Source organism: Sedimentitalea todarodis (genome assembly GCF_032595355.1).
GTDB classification, from domain to species: Bacteria; Pseudomonadota; Alphaproteobacteria; order Rhodobacterales; family Rhodobacteraceae; genus Sedimentitalea; species Sedimentitalea todarodis.
The window spans coordinates 50,539-66,665 of the sequence record NZ_JASMWN010000004.1 but is presented as its reverse complement, the minus strand read 5'-3'; the positions used below and the strand labels follow the sequence as shown (position 1 = coordinate 66,665).

15 protein-coding genes are annotated in these 16,127 nt (G+C 61.8%); 5 read left to right on the top strand and 10 right to left on the bottom strand.

The features are described 5' to 3' along the window. Positions 1 to 64: 64 nt before the first annotated feature. On the bottom strand, positions 65 to 1,360 hold the full coding sequence (locus tag QO231_RS07135; protein WP_316774670.1) for a citrate synthase: 1,296 nt from the start codon (positions 1,358 to 1,360) through the stop codon (positions 65 to 67). A 119-nt stretch (positions 1,361 to 1,479) separates the two neighbouring features. Beyond that, complete coding sequence (gene gltX, locus QO231_RS07130) at positions 1,480 to 2,880, bottom strand: glutamate--tRNA ligase (RefSeq protein WP_316774668.1); 1,401 nt, start codon at positions 2,878 to 2,880, stop codon at positions 1,480 to 1,482. A gap of 439 nt (positions 2,881 to 3,319) precedes the next feature. On the opposite strand from gltX, the gene QO231_RS07125 reads away from it, so the two are divergent. Both QO231_RS07125 and QO231_RS07120 read left to right on the top strand, forming a co-directional pair. Beyond that, the gene (locus tag QO231_RS07125) at positions 3,320 to 4,147 is read left to right on the top strand and encodes a GNAT family N-acetyltransferase (protein ID WP_316774667.1); all 828 of its coding nucleotides are present in this window, start codon (positions 3,320 to 3,322) and stop codon (positions 4,145 to 4,147) included. A gap of 157 nt (positions 4,148 to 4,304) precedes the next feature. After that, entirely contained in the window at positions 4,305 to 6,368 is a 2,064-nt protein-coding gene (locus QO231_RS07120) for a ComEC/Rec2 family competence protein (RefSeq protein WP_316774666.1), read from the top strand. Here the strand turns inward: QO231_RS07120 and lexA are convergent. From lexA to QO231_RS07090, 6 genes are all read right to left on the bottom strand, one after another. Beyond that, positions 6,362 to 7,060 carry a transcriptional repressor LexA gene (lexA, locus tag QO231_RS07115; RefSeq protein WP_316774665.1) on the bottom strand — a complete coding sequence of 233 codons (699 nt, stop codon included), beginning with the start codon at positions 7,058 to 7,060 and terminating at the stop codon, positions 6,362 to 6,364. The two genes, QO231_RS07120 and lexA, sit on opposite strands and share 7 nt — an antisense overlap. 78 nt (positions 7,061 to 7,138) lie before the next feature. Next, the gene (locus tag QO231_RS07110; RefSeq protein ID WP_316774664.1) at positions 7,139 to 8,311 is read right to left on the bottom strand and encodes a molybdopterin molybdotransferase MoeA; all 1,173 of its coding nucleotides are present in this window, start codon (positions 8,309 to 8,311) and stop codon (positions 7,139 to 7,141) included. Then, complete coding sequence (gene moaC, locus QO231_RS07105) at positions 8,308 to 8,781, bottom strand: cyclic pyranopterin monophosphate synthase MoaC (protein ID WP_316774663.1); 474 nt, start codon at positions 8,779 to 8,781, stop codon at positions 8,308 to 8,310. Before moaC ends, QO231_RS07110 begins: the two co-directional genes overlap by 4 nt. Continuing rightward, positions 8,781 to 9,596, bottom strand: a complete 816-nt coding sequence (gene trpC / locus QO231_RS07100) for an indole-3-glycerol phosphate synthase TrpC (protein ID WP_316774662.1) — start codon at positions 9,594 to 9,596, stop codon at positions 8,781 to 8,783. The genes moaC and trpC overlap by 1 nt, the downstream gene beginning before the upstream one ends. Further along, a complete protein-coding gene (gene trpD / locus QO231_RS07095) occupies positions 9,593 to 10,612 on the bottom strand; it encodes an anthranilate phosphoribosyltransferase (protein ID WP_316774661.1) in 1,020 nt (339 codons plus the stop codon). The genes trpC and trpD overlap by 4 nt, the downstream gene beginning before the upstream one ends. Continuing rightward, on the bottom strand, positions 10,609 to 11,190 hold the full coding sequence (locus QO231_RS07090) for an anthranilate synthase component II (RefSeq protein WP_316774659.1): 582 nt from the start codon (positions 11,188 to 11,190) through the stop codon (positions 10,609 to 10,611). The genes trpD and QO231_RS07090 overlap by 4 nt, the downstream gene beginning before the upstream one ends. Positions 11,191 to 11,357: 167 nt before the next feature. Here QO231_RS07090 and QO231_RS07085 point away from each other — a divergent pair, with 167 nt between their 5' ends. Continuing rightward, on the top strand, positions 11,358 to 12,959 hold the full coding sequence (locus tag QO231_RS07085; protein WP_316774657.1) for a divergent polysaccharide deacetylase family protein: 1,602 nt from the start codon (positions 11,358 to 11,360) through the stop codon (positions 12,957 to 12,959). 6 nt (positions 12,960 to 12,965) lie between these two features. Here the strand turns inward: QO231_RS07085 and QO231_RS07080 are convergent, their stop codons facing one another. Then, positions 12,966 to 13,724, bottom strand: coding sequence for an FkbM family methyltransferase (locus tag QO231_RS07080; protein ID WP_316774655.1), 759 nt, complete (start codon positions 13,722 to 13,724; stop codon positions 12,966 to 12,968). A gap of 101 nt (positions 13,725 to 13,825) precedes the next feature. Between QO231_RS07080 and QO231_RS07075 the strand changes: the two genes are divergently transcribed. Both QO231_RS07075 and rarD read left to right on the top strand, forming a co-directional pair. Beyond that, positions 13,826 to 14,425 (top strand): superoxide dismutase, encoded by a 600-nt coding sequence (locus tag QO231_RS07075; RefSeq protein WP_316774653.1) that lies wholly within the window; start codon positions 13,826 to 13,828, stop codon positions 14,423 to 14,425. Between the two features lie 198 nt (positions 14,426 to 14,623). After that, positions 14,624 to 15,574, top strand: coding sequence for an EamA family transporter RarD (gene rarD, locus QO231_RS07070; RefSeq protein ID WP_316774652.1), 951 nt, complete (start codon positions 14,624 to 14,626; stop codon positions 15,572 to 15,574). On the opposite strand, the gene QO231_RS07065 is transcribed toward rarD, so the two are convergent. Beyond that, entirely contained in the window at positions 15,481 to 16,032 is a 552-nt protein-coding gene (locus tag QO231_RS07065) for an LOG family protein (RefSeq protein WP_316774650.1), read from the bottom strand. The genes rarD and QO231_RS07065 overlap by 94 nt on opposite strands. Positions 16,033 to 16,127: the final 95 nt, after the last annotated feature.

The window sequence follows — 16,127 nt, the reverse complement described above, 5'->3', positions numbered from 1 at the left end:
ACCAGCATAATAAAAGGCCCCCGAAATCGTCTTCGGGGACCTTATGCATCGGATTTTCCGAAAATCAGCGGTTTTCGATATCCACATAGTCACGCTCTGTCTCTCCGAGGTAGAGCTGGCGCGGGCGTCCGATCTTGTTCTGTGGATCGGCGATCATCTCTTTCCACTGGCTGACCCAGCCGACGGTGCGCGAAACGGCGAAGATCGGCGTGAACATCGACGTCGGGAAGCCGATCGCCTCGAGGATGATACCAGAATAGAAATCGACGTTCGGGAACAGTTTCTTGTCGTGGAAATACGGATCCTCAAGCGCCTGTCTTTCAAGTTCCTTGGCGACCTGCAGAGTCGGGTTGTCTTCGATACCGAGCAGATCCAGTACCTCGTCCGCGGATTGCTTCATCACCGTCGCACGGGGATCGAAGTTCTTGTAGACGCGGTGGCCAAAGCCCATCAGGCGGAACGGATCGTCCTTGTCCTTGGCGCGCGCGATGTACTCCGGGATGCGGTCGGGCGTTCCAATCTGTTTGAGCATTTCAAGACAGGCCTGGTTGGCGCCGCCGTGCGCCGGCCCCCAGAGGCAGGCAATACCGGCCGCGATACAGGCGAACGGGTTTGCGCCCGACGAGGAGGCAAGACGCACAGTTGACGTCGAGGCGTTCTGTTCGTGGTCCGCATGCAGGGTAAAGATACGGTCCATGGCGCGGGCAACGATGGGATCAACGTGGTACTCTTCGGCCGGAACGGCAAAGCACATGTTGAGAAAGTTCGCCGCATAGCTGAGATCGTTTCGCGGATAGACGAAAGGCTGACCCACGGAATATTTGTACGCCATCGCGGCGATGGTCGGCATCTTTGCGATCAGCCGATGGGTTGCGATTTCTCGCTGCATTTCGTCTGCGATATCGGTGCTGTCGTGATAAAACGCCGACATGGCTCCGACCACGCCCACCATGGTGGCCATCGGATGCGCATCGCGACGGAACCCGCGGAAGAAATAGTGCATCTGTTCGTGGATCATCGTGTGGCGGGTGATCGTGGTTTCAAACTTTTCGAGCACCGCGGCGGAAGGAAGGTAGCCGTAAAGCAGCAGGAAGCAAACTTCGAGGTAGTGCGATTTGCTGGCCAGCTGGTCGATCGGGTAACCGCGATGCAGCAACTCGCCCTTGGCGCCGTCGATGAATGTGATGGTGCTGTCGCAGCTGGCGGTCGACGTAAATCCGGGATCATAGGTAAAGACGTCGGCCTGGGCGTAAAGCTTGCGAATGTCGAGTACGTCGGGACCCGCTGTGGGCGAGTAGATTGGCAGATCGTAGGACGTGCCGTCGATTGTGAGTGTCGCGGATTTCGTCGATTCAGTCATGGATGTCCCTTCCTCTTATGTCCACGGGCGGGGCATCGCCTGACCCGTGCGGGGGCTTGCCGTGCGGGGGCACGGCACTGCTGGTATCGGCGTCGTGTGACCGGGACATGAACCCCGACTTACCCGGACGCTTCGTTAAGCCGGTCCAGGGTTTCTTGGCGACCCAGAACCAGCATCATGTCGAACACCGAAGGCGTGACCGCCCGACCTGCCAGCGCTGCCCGAAGCGGGCCGGCCAGTTTGCCGAACTTGGTACCCTGGGCTTCGGCAAAGCTGTTCAGGGTCGCCTCAAGATCGTCTCTGGTCCAGCTAGCAGTTTGCAACTGCGGCGTCAATTCTGTCAGTATACCATGGGATACTGAACCAAGCGCCTTCGCGGCTTTCTCGTCGGGCTCCACGGGGCGATTTGTCAATACAAAATGGGCCTTTTCAAGGAGTTCAGGAAATGTGCGTGCGCGGTCCTTGAGGCAATACATCGCAGTTTCAAGATGTTCACCCTGTGTCGCTGTCAACGGCTCAAGCTGCGCTGCGGCCAGATATCCTTCGATTTCGCGCCGCAATGCAGCATCCTCGCTTACCGCGATATGCTGCCCGGAGAGATTCTCTAGCTTCTTGAGGTCAAACCGGGCCGGGCTTTTGCCGATTCCGTCAAGATCGAACCAGTCCAGCGCCTGCGCATCGGTAAAGAACTCGTCGTCACCGTGGCTCCATCCCAGCCGGGCGAGATAGTTTCGCATCCCGGCGGCAGGATACCCCATCGCCTGGTATTCCTGCGCCCCGAGCGCGCCATGGCGTTTGGACAGTTTCTTGCCGTCCGGCCCGTGGATCAGCGGAATATGTGCCCAGACCGGCACCGTCCAGCCCATCGCATCATAGATCATCATTTGGCGGGCGGCATTGTTGAGATGGTCATCGCCACGGATCACATGGGTGACGCCCATATCGTGATCATCCACAACCACGGCGAGCATATAGACCGGAGTGCCATCGGCGCGCAGCAGCACCATATCGTCAAGCTGATCATTGCGAATGGTGACATCACCCTGCACCTGGTCACGGATCACCGTCGTGCCATCCTGTGGGGCCTTGATGCGGATCACATACGGGGCATCCGGATGGGTCGCGGGATCGGCGTCGCGCCACGGGCTGCGAAAGAGTGTCGACTTGCCCTCGGCACGGGCGGCTTCGCGAAACGCGGCAATTTCGTCCTGAGTGGCAAAGCACTTGTAGGCCTTGCCTTCGGCCAATAGCTGGTGGGCAACGTCGGCGTGGCGGGCGGCCCCTTCAAACTGGCTGATCACCTCGCCGTCATGATCAAGCCCCAGCCAGGACAGGCCCTGCAGGATCGCGGCGGTGGCTTCGGGGGTGGACCGCGCACGGTCGGTGTCTTCGATCCGCAACAGGAATTTTCCACCGCGACCGCGGGCGTAGAGCCAGTTGAACAGCGCCGTGCGCGCGCCGCCGATATGCAGGAATCCAGTAGGGGATGGCGCGAAACGGGTAACTACGGGGTCGGACATTTGCGGGTGTTTACCTCTTGGCAACTCTTGGATGTTTGTCGGAATGCAAGATCACAGGATTGGCAGGGGGCGCAACGCGCATCCGCCTCGGTGGCTCGCCACGGTTCAGAAAGGCGGATACAGTCATTTGTCCGGAAACGGAAGACTGGCGTGACGGCAGTATCGCGCGAACTGAAATTCGCAGCATGGCCCGGAGAGGTTCTTGCGTACGTCCGAGACCTTGGCGCCGATTGTGGCTTGCCTGAAGCGGATCGCGAAACCATTGTGATCCGAAAGGATATGACGGTTTAGCTCATGGCCAGCCCGTCATTTGCAGTATTGCGTCTCTGCGCACTGCAAACGCGGGCGAAAGGCCGGACGTTGTCTAAACAGAGTCATGCTGTAGTGCCCATGCGCCAGATAAACCAAGCACCAAGACTCAATTGCGGGAGTCGATCAAATGAAACGACGTGTCGCGAAACCGGAAGAGATCGGCATCATGCTCGGCTGGGCCGCCAAGGAAGGGTGGAATCCGGGTCTCGGCGATGCCGAGGTCTTCCACCGCAGCGATCCTGCGGGATTCTTCGTGGCCGAGGTTGATGCCGAAGTCGTCGCCGCGATCTCGGTGGTTAACCATTCTGCCGACATGGCCTTTTTGGGGCTATACCTGTGTCGTCCGGACTTTCGGGGGCAGGGGATTGGCTACGCGCTGTGGCACCATGCGCTTGCACACGCAGATCACCGAACCGTGGGGCTGGACGGAGTCGCAGATCAGCAGGCGAACTACGCCAAGTCCGGATTTGTCCGCGCCGGGTCGACCATCCGGTTTGAGGGAACGCTGACAGCAGAATCCGATCTGCGCGTACGGGCGGCGACGCCACGGGATTTGCCCGGTCTGATCGACCTGGACGAAATCGCCAACGGGTACGCACGGCGGAATTTCCTGAACGGCTGGCTCTCGGCAGCCGACAGCCGTCGGACCGTGATACTCGAAACGGCAAGTGTCTGCACAGGGTTTGCCACGGTTCGCAAATGTCAGAGCGGCGTCAAGGTCGGCCCAATCGTAGCCGACACCACGTCGGAGGCGCTGGTGTTGGCGCGCGGTGCCATCGCGGAGTTTCCTTCCGATATCGCTATAATCGATGTCCCGGCAGAAAATGTCGCCCTGTGCGATGCACTACAGGCCCTCGGTTTCGACGAGACCTTTGCGACCGCTCGCATGTATCGCGGCCCCGCGCCTCGGACCGGTTCAAACCGGCAGGCGATTGCAACGATGGAACTGGGCTAGGGCGTCGGACTGAACGCCCAAGCAAACCACTCGACGTCACGGCTTCTGAGTGCCGCTGAACTCCATCTCAGTTTTGCAAGACACCGGTAATCATTTGATAACCAGGAATCGGGTAGGCTTGGCACATGTATGGCGAGCCGGATGGCGGAGGGCGGACATGCGCGGCCTGATGCGGGGATTGACCTGGGGCAATATGGTGTTGCTCGGCCAGAGGGGGCATCTGTTTCCGTGGGCGCCGGTCTGTCTCGCGATCGGGATCGGCGGGTATTTTTCGCTTCCGATCGAACCTGATGCGCCGGTTTATGCAGCTTTTGGCGTATTGGGAAGTATCTGTGCGGCGGCGGCATTGCGTTGGCCAGGGGGCTGGGCAGCGCTGGCATGGGCGGTGGTTCTGATGGCGACCGGGTTCGGTCTGGCCGGACTACGCGCGCATCAGGCCGCCGCACCGGTGCTGGACTGGCGCTACTACGGCGCGGTCGAGGGTCGGGTCGTGGCGTTGGACCGAAGCGCATCCGATGCGATGCGGGTGACGCTGGACCAGGTCGTGCTTGAACGCGTCGCTCCGGCGCGGCGTCCCGACCGGGTTCGGATATCGCTTCATGGTCCGCCGGCGGCGTTGAAACCCGGCCAGCGCATCATGACCACCGGACATCTTTCGCCACCGCAAGGCCCTGTCGAACCCGGTGGCTTCGATTTCCGCCGCCATGCCTGGTTTCAGGGGCTCGGTGCGGTGGGCTATACCCGCAATCCGGTCCTGACCGTCGCACCAGCGCAACTGGGTCAGGATGGGTTGGGCATCTTCGCCCTGCGGATGGAGGCATCGCGCCGGGTGCGCGACATTCTGCCCGGAGATGTTGGCGGATTTGCCGCCGCCGTCACCACCGGAGATCGCAGTGGCGTCGGACAGGAGGCTCTAAGGGCGCTGCGGGCAAGCAATCTCGCGCATCTGCTGGCCATATCCGGTCTGCATATGGGGCTGTTGGCGGGGTTCGTGTTCGCGGTTTTGCGCATGTCGCTGTCACTGCTGCCCGCGTTGGCGCTTCGCATTCCGGTCAAGAAGGTGGCGGCCGTGGGGGCGCTCGGGGCTGCGGCGGTCTATCTGGCGCTCTCGGGCGGAAATGTCGCGACCGAGCGTGCCTTCATCATGGTTGCGGTGGTTCTTCTCGCGATACTGGTGGACCGGCGGGCCTTCAGTTTGCGGGCGGTGGCCATGGCTGCGCTGATCGTGCTCTGCCTGCGACCCGAGGCCGTGTTGGGGCCGGGCTTTCAGATGTCCTTTGCCGCGACAACCGCGCTGATCGCGTTCTTTGGCTGGCTGCGGGATGCCGATCTTCCGCGCGCGCCGGGGTGGGCAAAGCCGGTTCTGGGCGTGCTGATGTCGTCGGCAATCGCAGGGCTGGCCACGGCACCGGTAGGGGCGGCGCATTTCAACACGCTGTCGCATTACGGCCTGATTGCCAACCTGGTGTCGGTGCCGCTGATGGGGGTTCTGGTAATTCCGGCAGCGGTCGGCGCGTTGTGCCTGGCGCCGTTTGGATTGGAGGCGTTAGGGCTTGTGCCCATGGGTTGGGGGCTGGCGTGGATCCTCGGCGTGGCGCGGTTCGTATCCGGTCTTGATGGGTCACAGGGGTACGTGGCCGGGCCGGGGGCGGTGGTGCTGCCGATGATCGCATTGGGCATGCTCTGGCTGATGCTGTGGCAGGGACGTGCGCGCCTTGCCGGCGTTCTGCCGGTCCTCGCGGCGTTCGCGATCTGGTCACAGGCGGAACGGCCCGCGATTCTGGTCGCAGATACGGGCGGATTGGTCGGCGTCATGACCAATGACGGCCGGGCGCTGAGCAAACCGCGCGGGGCAGGTTTCGTGGCGCGGAACTGGCTGGAAAACGATGGTGACGGTGCAGATCAGGCGGGCGCGGCGGCGCGCTGGCCGGGAGAGGAGGGCAAGGTGAGGGTCATGGCGACGGGCACTGCCGAAATCGTCCATGTGATTGGCAAGACCGGTGCGGCGCAGGTGTCGACGTGTTCGGAAAAGCAGATGGTGATCTCATCCGTTCCGCTACGCCTCGATGGCCCTTGCGATGTCTTTGATTCCAAACGCCTGCTGCGCACCGGCAGTCTTGCGATCACCGACAAGGGGATTGTGACCGCCCGCCAGGCCGCAGGGCGGCGATTGTGGAACACGCGCCCCACGCCCAAAACCCGATATGCCAAGGTTCAGTAGGTGCGGATCAGTCCGACGAGTTTGCCCTGCACCTTGACCTTGTGCTCGGGCAGGACGCGGGTTTCGTAGGCCGGGTTCGCCGCCTCGAGCGCGATGGCGCCGCTGCGGCGGAAGAAACGCTTTAGCGTTGCTTCGTGATCTTCGACCAACGCCACGACGATATCACCGTCATCGGCCGCAGCGGTTTCGCGGATCACGACGACGTCGCCGTCATTGATGCCGGCGTCGATCATCGAATCGCCGCGCACTTCGAGTGCATAGTGATCACCGGAAGAAGACAGCATCTGAGACGGCACCGCGACCTGGTTTTCTACATGGCTGATTGCCTCGATCGGAACGCCGGCGGCGATGCGGCCCATCATTGGCAAATCCACCGCACTGGCGGTCACCGAATTGGTATTGGCCGGACGTGCGCCCGAAGGTTTATCACCCTGGATGACCCGGGGGGAAAAGCCTGTCGTCGGCTCTCCGCCCAGGCTCTCGGGCAGGCGCACAACTTCGATGGCGCGCGCACGATGGGCAAGGCGGCGGATGAACCCTCGTTCTTCCAGGCCGGTGATCAGGCGGTGAATGCCGGACTTGCTGCGCAGGTCCAGTGCCGCCTTCATTTCATCAAAACTCGGGGGAACACCATCACGCTGTACGCGTTTATGGATAAACTCCAACAAATCCAACTGCTTCTTGGTCAACATTGCCTGAACCTCTTGCCTGTGGGTTTGCGTTTGTTCTAGGCATGTTCTCGTTTTGTGTCAACCGCCTTGCCGTTTCCGCTAGAGTGGCAAATAGGAAACCGACGCGCCGGCCGGACGCGCGGGATCGTTGGGTGCGCGTACGAGTAGCGCGTTGGCCTGAGACAGGATCGTCAGAAGTGAGCTGTCCTGATTGTCAAAGGCCGTGACCTTGTTGTCGCTCACGACGGCGCGCAGATAGTGTTCGCGCGGGCCGTTCCGGGCGAGGGGGCTGGCCAGCGTCGCCGTTTGCAGCGGCGGCAGGTCGGTGCCAAGACCCAGCATGGCGCGGATCATCGGCGCCAGAAAGACATGTCCGCACACCATTGCCGAAACGGGATTTCCCGGCAGACCCACCATGGCCGCGCCGTTCAGCTTACCCGCCATCAGCGGTTTGCCCGGACGCATTGCAACCTTGTAAAAGGCACGGTTCATACCGAGATCTGCTGCCGCCGGCGCCACCAGATCGTGATCGCCCACCGACGCACCGCCGATGGTCACGACCAGGTCCGCGCCTCTGGCCAGATCGAACGCCGTGCGCAGCGACGAAAGCGTATCACGGGCAATCGGCAACAGGCGGGCGGTGGCGCCGAGTTGCTCGACCATCGCCTTGAGGCCAAAGCTGTTGGATGCGATGATCTGGTCGGGGCCGGGCGTTTCGCCGGGCATGACCAGTTCGTCGCCAGTTGCGAGGATCGCAACCACCGGTTTGCGTATCACCGGGACCCGCGCGATGTTCATCGAGGCCAGCAATGCGATGTCCTGTGGTGCAAGGATGCGTGGCGCAGAAACCGGTGTGCCAACGGTGAAATCGCCACCTGCGGGGCGGATGTTGGTCTTGGTTCCGGGGTCGTCCGTGATCGTGATCAGATCATCGGTACGGCTGACATCCTCTTGAATGACAACGAAATCCGCACCTTCCGGGATCGGGGCACCGGTAAAGATACGCACTGCCTGACCGGCTCCAACGGGTGCATCAAAGCGATGTCCGGCAGCGGCTTCGCCGATCACCTTGAACATCGCGTGCAGTTCGACTTCGGTGGCCTTGACCGCATAGCCATCCATGGACGAGGCGGAAAACGGGGGTTGATCACGCTGCGCGCGCAGCTCGTGCGCCAGCACGCGGCCCGGTGCGTCAATGAGGTCGACATCTTCGGACGGCAGCGGTTCGATCAACTCAAAAAGTGCCGTGCGGGCCTGGGCGACGGATATCATTGTGCCTCGTATCGTCCTGATTTTCCGCCATCTTTCACGATGACCCGGATGCCGCCAATCTGCATCGCCTTGTCCACGGCCTTGGTCATGTCATAGACGGTCAGCGCGGCGATCGACACCGCCGTCAGGGCCTCCATCTCGACACCGGTCTGGCCGGTGGTCTTGACGGTCGCCTCGATCCGCACACCGGGCAGGTCCGGATCCAGCGTCAACTCGATCGCGACCTTGCTGATCGGCAACGGGTGGCAGAGCGGTATCAGATCTGCTGTCTTCTTTGCGCCCATGATCCCGGCAAGCCGGGCAACGCTTAGCACGTCGCCTTTTCTGGCCTTGCCTTCTGAAATGATATCAAATGTTTCCCGCTTCATGCTGATGTGACCACAGGCCACGGCAACCCGCGCTGTTACGGCCTTGTCGGACACGTCAACCATATGTGCATCGCCATGCGCGTCGAAATGGGTCAGGGCCATCACATGGCTCCGGGAGGGGTCAGCGGGTTCTCCAACAGCGCGCGGGTGGCAGCAGTGACATCATCCTGCCGCATAAGGCTTTCGCCGATCAGGAAATCGCGGACGCCATAGCGCGCCATCTCGGCCAGCTCGGCGGGGCTGTTCAACCCGCTTTCGCAAACAATCGTGCGATCTGCCGGCACCAGCTTGCTGAGCTGTCGTGTCACATCGAGCGAGGTTTCAAATGTCTTGAGGTCACGGTTGTTGATGCCGATCAGCGCGCTTTTCAACAAGGCCGCCCGCTCCAGTTCCTCCGCATCATGTACCTCGATCAGCGCATCCATGCCCCATTCCGCAGCAGCGGCTTCAAGCTCGGCGGCCTGATCATCGCTGACACTGGCCATGATGATCAGGATGCAATCGGCACCAAGGCTGCGGGCCTGGACCACCTGATAAGGATCATACATGAAATCCTTGCGCAACGCCGGCAGTGCGCAGGCCTCCCGCGCCTCTGTCAGGAATGTCATTGCCCCCTGAAAGCTGGGCGTATCGGTCAGGACTGACAGGCAGGTCGCACCGCCGGCCTCGTAGGCCTGCGCCAGTGCAGCGGGATCGAAATCGGCCCGGATCAGGCCCTTGGACGGACTGGCTTTCTTGATTTCCGCAATCAGGCCGTAGCCACCGCGACTTGCCTGTTGCAGGGCCTCTGCAAAAGGACGCACCGGGCTGGCCGCGCGGGCGGCAGCTTCAACCTGATCGATCGGCTGCTCGGTCTTGTCGGCAGCGATTTCCTCGAGCTTGTAGGCTTTGATCTGGTCGAGAATGGTGGTGGTCATGCAGTCTCCTGTGTGATGCGCGCGAGGGCGGTGATTTTGTCGCGGGCTGCACCGCTGTCGATGCTCTCTGTTGCCATCGCCACGCCGTCGCGCAAATTGCCGGCGGCATCGGCCACGACCAACGCGGCCGCAGCATTTAGCAGCACGGCGTCGCGATAGGCCGACTGGCCCCCATCGAGCAGGGCACGAAAGGCGCGGGCGTTGTCTTCAGGGCTGCCGCCAAGTATGTCTTCGAACGGATGCACCGGCAGTCCTGCGTCCTCCGGGTGCAGTTCGGTTTCCTTCACCGTGCCGTCTTCAAGGGCGGCGATCCAGCTTACGCCCGTGATCGTCAGCTCGTCGGTTCCGTCACTACCATGCACCAGCCAGGCACGCTCTGATCCCAACGTACCAAGGGTCTCGGCCATCGGGCGGATCATCTCGCGCGAGAACGCGCCGGTCAGTTGGCGTTTCACTCCCGCGGGGTTGGTGAGCGGGCCGAGGATGTTGAAGATGGTGCGCGTGCCAAGTTCGGCCCGGCTGGGTCCGACATGGGCCATTGCAGGATGATGCATGGGCGCCATCATAAAGGCGATACCGACCTGATTCAGAGCCTTTTCAACGACTTTCGGGCCAACCATCACGTTGATCCCCATCTGGGTCAGGGCATCCGCCGCGCCGGATCTGGAGCTGAGATTGCGGTTGCCGTGTTTGGCGACGGGCACGCCGGCACCCGCGACCACAAAGGCGGTGGCGGTCGAGATATTGAGCGTACCCTTGCCGTCTCCGCCCGTGCCAACGATGTCGATTGCGCCATCGGGAGCTTTGACAGGATGGCATTTGGAGCGCATCACGGCAGCAGCGGCAGCATATTCATCCACGGTTTCGCCGCGCGTGCGCAGCGCCATCAACAGGCCGCCGATCTGGCTGGGAGTCGCCTCGCCCTCGAACAGGGTGGTAAAGGCGGTCTCTGCCTCGGATCGTGTCAGCGGTCGTTCGGCGGCGGCACCGATCAGCGGTTTCAGCGCATCACTCATGCGGGGACTTTCAACTCGTTCAGGAAATTCCGGAGCAGCGCATGGCCGTGTTCGGATGCAATCGATTCCGGGTGAAACTGGACCCCGTGAATTGGCAGGTCGCGGTGCTGCAGTCCCATGATGGTGCCATCCTTCAATTCGGCCGTGATGGTCAGACAATCAGGCAGGGTATCGCGATCCACGATCAGTGAATGATAGCGGGTCGCCTCGAATGGGCTGGGAAGTCCCGCAAACAGCCCGGTGCCGCCATGCTGCATCTGGCCCATCTTGCCATGCACGATCTCGTGACAGCGCACGACCTTGCCACCAAAGGCCTGCCCGATGGTCTGATGACCCAGGCACACACCCATCAACGGTGTTCCGGTTTCGGCCGCGGCCTCGGTCAGGGCAAGGCAGATACCGGCCTGATCGGGGTCGCAGGGGCCGGGGGACAACAGGATGCCAGCCGGGTTCATCGCCATCGCCTGTTGTACGTCCAGCGCATCGTTGCGGTGGATCACGACCTCGGCACCCAATTCACCCAGATAATGCACCAGATTGTAGGTGAAGGAGTCGTAGTTATCGATCAGCAGCAGCATGGGGCATTCATTCGACAGGGGGCATCCGTATGCGCAATTTTCTCGGTGCCCATACATGTTCAGGGTTGCCGGGCAGCGTCAAGTGCGCAAAACCACGGTCGGCGCTGTGGGGTCGGTATCCGGCCGACCGATGCACCGCCAGAGGATAAACAACGGGGCAAAGGGTCATGCGCGGGTTTCTTGGTGGAATTGTGTTGGGGCTGATCCTGAGCGGGGTGGGCCTTGCGTCACTGTCGCTCCTGTCGCCGCTGGCACCGGCGCCCGAGGTGACGCCAGAGGCCGTGCAACCGGTCGCGCCAACCGGTGATCAGGCGGGGATCAAGGGCCAGCCTTCGGATCCCGAGATCGCGGCCGCGCCACCCGTGTCACCGGTGACAAGCCCCCCCGAGGCCGGTGATCTGACCAGTATCATACAGATCGACTCCGCTACGATGGACAAGCCAGTCGTTGATGCCACCACCCAGGATCCCGCCACGCCTGAAGGCCCCGCGCCATTGCCGCATTTGCCGGCCCCGGCCGAGACGGTTGATCCGACCAACACCCGGGTGACTGCCCCCGATGCGCCTGAACAGGACAGTGATGTGGGCGTCGATACGACCGAGCCGGACGTACCTGCCGCAGATGATCTGGGGGCTGCGGACATCCAGTTCAGGAGCGAACCACAGGCGGCTGAGGTTGCCGACATTCGCGTCACGCGGGACAGCGAGGTCGGAGGACTGATGCCGATGCAGGTAACGGTTGGCCCGAACGCGGATGCAACGCCACAGGCCGTGAGCGATCCTGCTCCGCAGCCCGATGTCGCCACCGGACCCGAACTCATCGCACGATCCAATGGTGTCACCCCGAAGATGCCGCGCATGGTCGAATCCCCTCCGGTTGTCTCGGCTCCGCAGGCGACCGTCGCGCCGGTTCTGGATGCCGTTACGGATGTTTCGGATCAGCGCGATCCGTCCCTGGTTCGAATTGCGCCCCTGCCCCAGGCAGGTGTCGCGACCGAGACGACCGGGCCGACCATCGGAACCCGCGTCATTCCTCTTACCGAGCGGCACAGGGCAGAGAGCACGCAAGCAAGCGATCCCACGCGATCAGCCAGTCAGACACCACTGGAGATTCATGCAGAACCGTTCGAAAATTTGGATGGTAAACCGCTGATGTCGATCATCATGGTCGATGACGGTAGCTTCGCAGCGTTTGAGGGTTTGAACGGGTTGCTCTTTCCCGTCACGATCGCCATTGACCCGACGCTGCCGGATGCGCCGGAGCGTATGGTACGGTATCGCAGCGCCGGACACGAGGTCCTTGTTCTGGCGAACCTGCCGAAATTCGCCACGGCCCGCGATGTCGAGGTAACACTGGCCGCCGCCTTTGGCATCTTGAACGAATCGGTGGGCGTGCTGGAAGGGTCCGGCCTTCAGGGCGACCGGGATTTGTCGGCACAGGTCGTTGCCGTAGCCAAAGGCACCGGTCGCGGTTTGGTGACGCGGACCAGCGGCCTGAATTCGACACTGAAACTCGCGCAGGGCGACGGTGTGCCGGCGGCTGCCGTGTTCCGGGAGTTTGACCGGGCAGGACCGGATCCGGCGACGATCGAGCGCAGCCTTGATCAGGCGGTGTTCCGCGCCAGCCAGGATGGCAGTGTCACCGTGATCGGCAGGCTGCACCCCGCGACGATCCGCATCCTGCAGGGCTGGATCGGCGACCATCGTGCAAGCCGTGTCGCACTGGCCCCGGTTTCCGCCGTGCTGCGATTGAGCGACAACGGGTCTTGATCCACGCTAGGCGGTGAACAGAAAACTCGGGAACCGCGTTAGCGCCACCTCGGACGTCAGGCTGCCACCTTCGCTTGCCCCGTCGCGCGTGCATTGGCCATAAAAGCTCAGCATCCCGGCCAGTTTTGACATGCGCTCCATGCGTTCATCCGGTGGCAGAAACGGTGCGTGGGTGGACAGGTAGAGCGCCGGACGCTGCTCCTTCAGCCAAGGTATCAGGGCAGGCAGGACATCGAATTCCGCACCTTCGATATCCATCTTGACCAGCGACACGCCCGACAGGTCGACTGGGCCCGCGAACTGCGCCCATCCGATGGTCAGGACATCCGATCCGCCCGCGCCCTCGGGGTTCAAGAGGCTGGTCATGCTATCGCCTTTCTCGCCGCCAAAGCTGGCCACGCGTGCGATGCCGACATCCTGGCTGATGGCGGCGGCAAAGGCGCTGACATTGCTGATATCGTTCAGGGCAATGTTCCAGGCCAGCGCGCGAAACGCCTCGGGGTCGGGTTCGAAACACCAGACATGCCGCGCCTTGCGGGCGCCGTAGAGGACCGTTGGGCCGATCCATGCACCGATATCGAGATAGTCGTGTTCCGCGTCCAGAAACCGATCGAGCACTGCGAATGTGTCCGGTTCCCACTTGCCCGCCGTGGCCTTGCGCCAGAACTTGCTATGGTAAGGGTCCAGCCGAAACCGTTCGCCCGCCAGAGCGCCATCACAGTAGCCGCGCGCGCGGTACATCATCTTTCGCGCTCTGGTCAGCACGCGCCCCTCCTGTCGTGTTTCGCCTGCCAGCCCTTGACCTGCCCTGAACATCGCCTCATGTAACGCAGAGGACCGAATTAACTCAACGTGGGGGGCCGACCATGGCTTTTGAACTACCTGATCTTCCTTATGCACATGACGCGCTGGCATCCAAGGGCATGTCGAAGGAAACGCTCGAATATCATCACGACTTTCACCACAAGGCCTATGTCGACAATGGCAACAAGCTGATTGCCGGAACCGAGTGGGATGGCAAGTCCCTGGAAGAGATCATCACTGGAACCTATGACGCGGGTTCGGTTGCCCAGAACGGCATTTTCAACAACATCAGCCAGTTGTGGAATCACAATCAGTTCTGGGAAATGATGGGTCCGGGCGATGCCGGGATGCCGGGTGAACTGGAAAGCGCGCTGACCGAGAGCTTTGGCAGCGTCGACAAGTTCAAGGAACAATTCTCGGCCGCCGGTGCGGGACAGTTCGGCTCGGGCTGGGCGTGGCTGGTCAAGAATGCCGATGGATCGCTGGCGGTGACCAAGACCGAGAACGGTGTGAACCCGCTCTGCTTTGGTCAGACTGCACTGCTGGGCTGTGATGTGTGGGAGCATTCCTACTACATCGATTTCCGCAACAAACGCCCGGCCTATCTGACCAACTTCCTCGACAATCTGGTCAACTGGGAAAACGTCGCCTCGCGCCTCTGAGCCATCGGCTGACGCTTGAAAATTCGAGGCCTGTCAGGGACAACCCTGGCAGGCCTTTTTCGTGACTGATGGGCTGACCCGGTTGCGACAGGAACCCGAATGTCCCGGTGGGCGCATTGCCTGTTGACTGACCGAGACCAAAGAACCGTCTTGTTTTTCTGAACCCTACCCGACATCACTGCAAGGCAGGGGGCACAGATGACCGACACCGGCAAGGGCATATTGGCGATGATCGGCGCGGCCGGGATCTGGGGCATCTCGCCGATCTACTACAAGCTGTTGGCGCATATCCCGGCACCCGAGGTCATGGCGCATCGCACGTTCTGGTCGCTGGTTTTCTTTGCCGGCGTACTCGCTTATCAGGGTCGTCTGGGCGATATGGGCTTGGTGTTGCGCAATCCGCGCCGGTTCGGTCTGATCGTCCTGGCGTCGCTGATGGTATCGACCAACTGGTTTCTGTTCATCTATGCCACCCAGATCGACCGCAATACCGAAACCAGCCTCGGATATTACATCTATCCGCTGGTCGCGGTTCTGGTCGGGCGCTTTGCGTTTGGCGAACGTCTCGGCGGGGCACAATGGCTGTCGGTGGCGCTGGCCGCGGGGGCCGTCGCGGTGTTGGCGTTAGGTCTTGGATCCCTGCCGTGGATCTCGTTGACGCTGGCGACGACCTTTGCACTCTATGGTGTGATCAAGAAACTGCTGCCGGTGGGGCCGATCGTTTCGGTGACCTGCGAAGTGCTCATCGCGGTTCCGATCGCGCTTGCGGTGGTGTTCTGGCTTTACATGAACGGCGCGGTCAGCCCGAGCTATTCGGTAGGCGATGCCGTCCTGCTGGTCGCGTCCGGCCCGACAACGGCCTTTCCTCTGATCCTGTTCACAATCGCGGCGCGGCGGGTGCCGATGGCGACCGTGGGTCTGTTGCAATATCTCAACCCGACGCTGCAGTTTTTATGCGCGGTGGTGTTGTTTGGCGAGGTTTTCACCCCGTATCACCAGATCGCATTTCCAATGATCTGGATCGCGCTCGCCGTCTATTCGGTGGCGACATTGCGTCATGACAGGGCGACGCGAAGAGCCTCGATGGCCGTCGTGGGGGTCTCGACCCAGGTGATGAAATCGGCCAGCGATCCATCGGCAAAGCCCTGATCGATGATATGTGTGATCAGGTCGTGCAGGGGCTGCCAATAGCCCTCGGAGCTCAACACAATAATGGGTTTGTCATGCAGGCCGAGCTGCCGCCAAGTCAGCGCCTCAAACAGCTCATCCAGCGATCCGGCACCGCCCGGCAGCACGACCACGGCATCGGCGTTCATGATCATCACCTTCTTGCGTTCGTGCATGGTTTCGGTGACGACATAGCGGGTCAGGTCGGTCTTGCCGACCTCGAGATCAACCAGATGTTTCGGGATCACGCCGAACGTGTCGCCACCTGCCTTTTGCGCGGCACGGGCGATCTCGCCCATCAGCCCCACATCGCCCGCCCCGTAGACCAGCCGCCACCCTTCCTGCGCGATGGCCCGTCCCAAGGAGAGCGCGGCATCGGCATAGGCGGGCTGCGCCCCGTTTCTTGATCCGCAATAGACACAGATGGACTTGACGGGCATGGTCGGGCCTTTCGGGTTGAATTGCGGGGAAAACGACAGGTTTTGACCCGTGATAGCCGGATTGATAGGCTGCCTCAACCGCGCCAAGGGGCGAG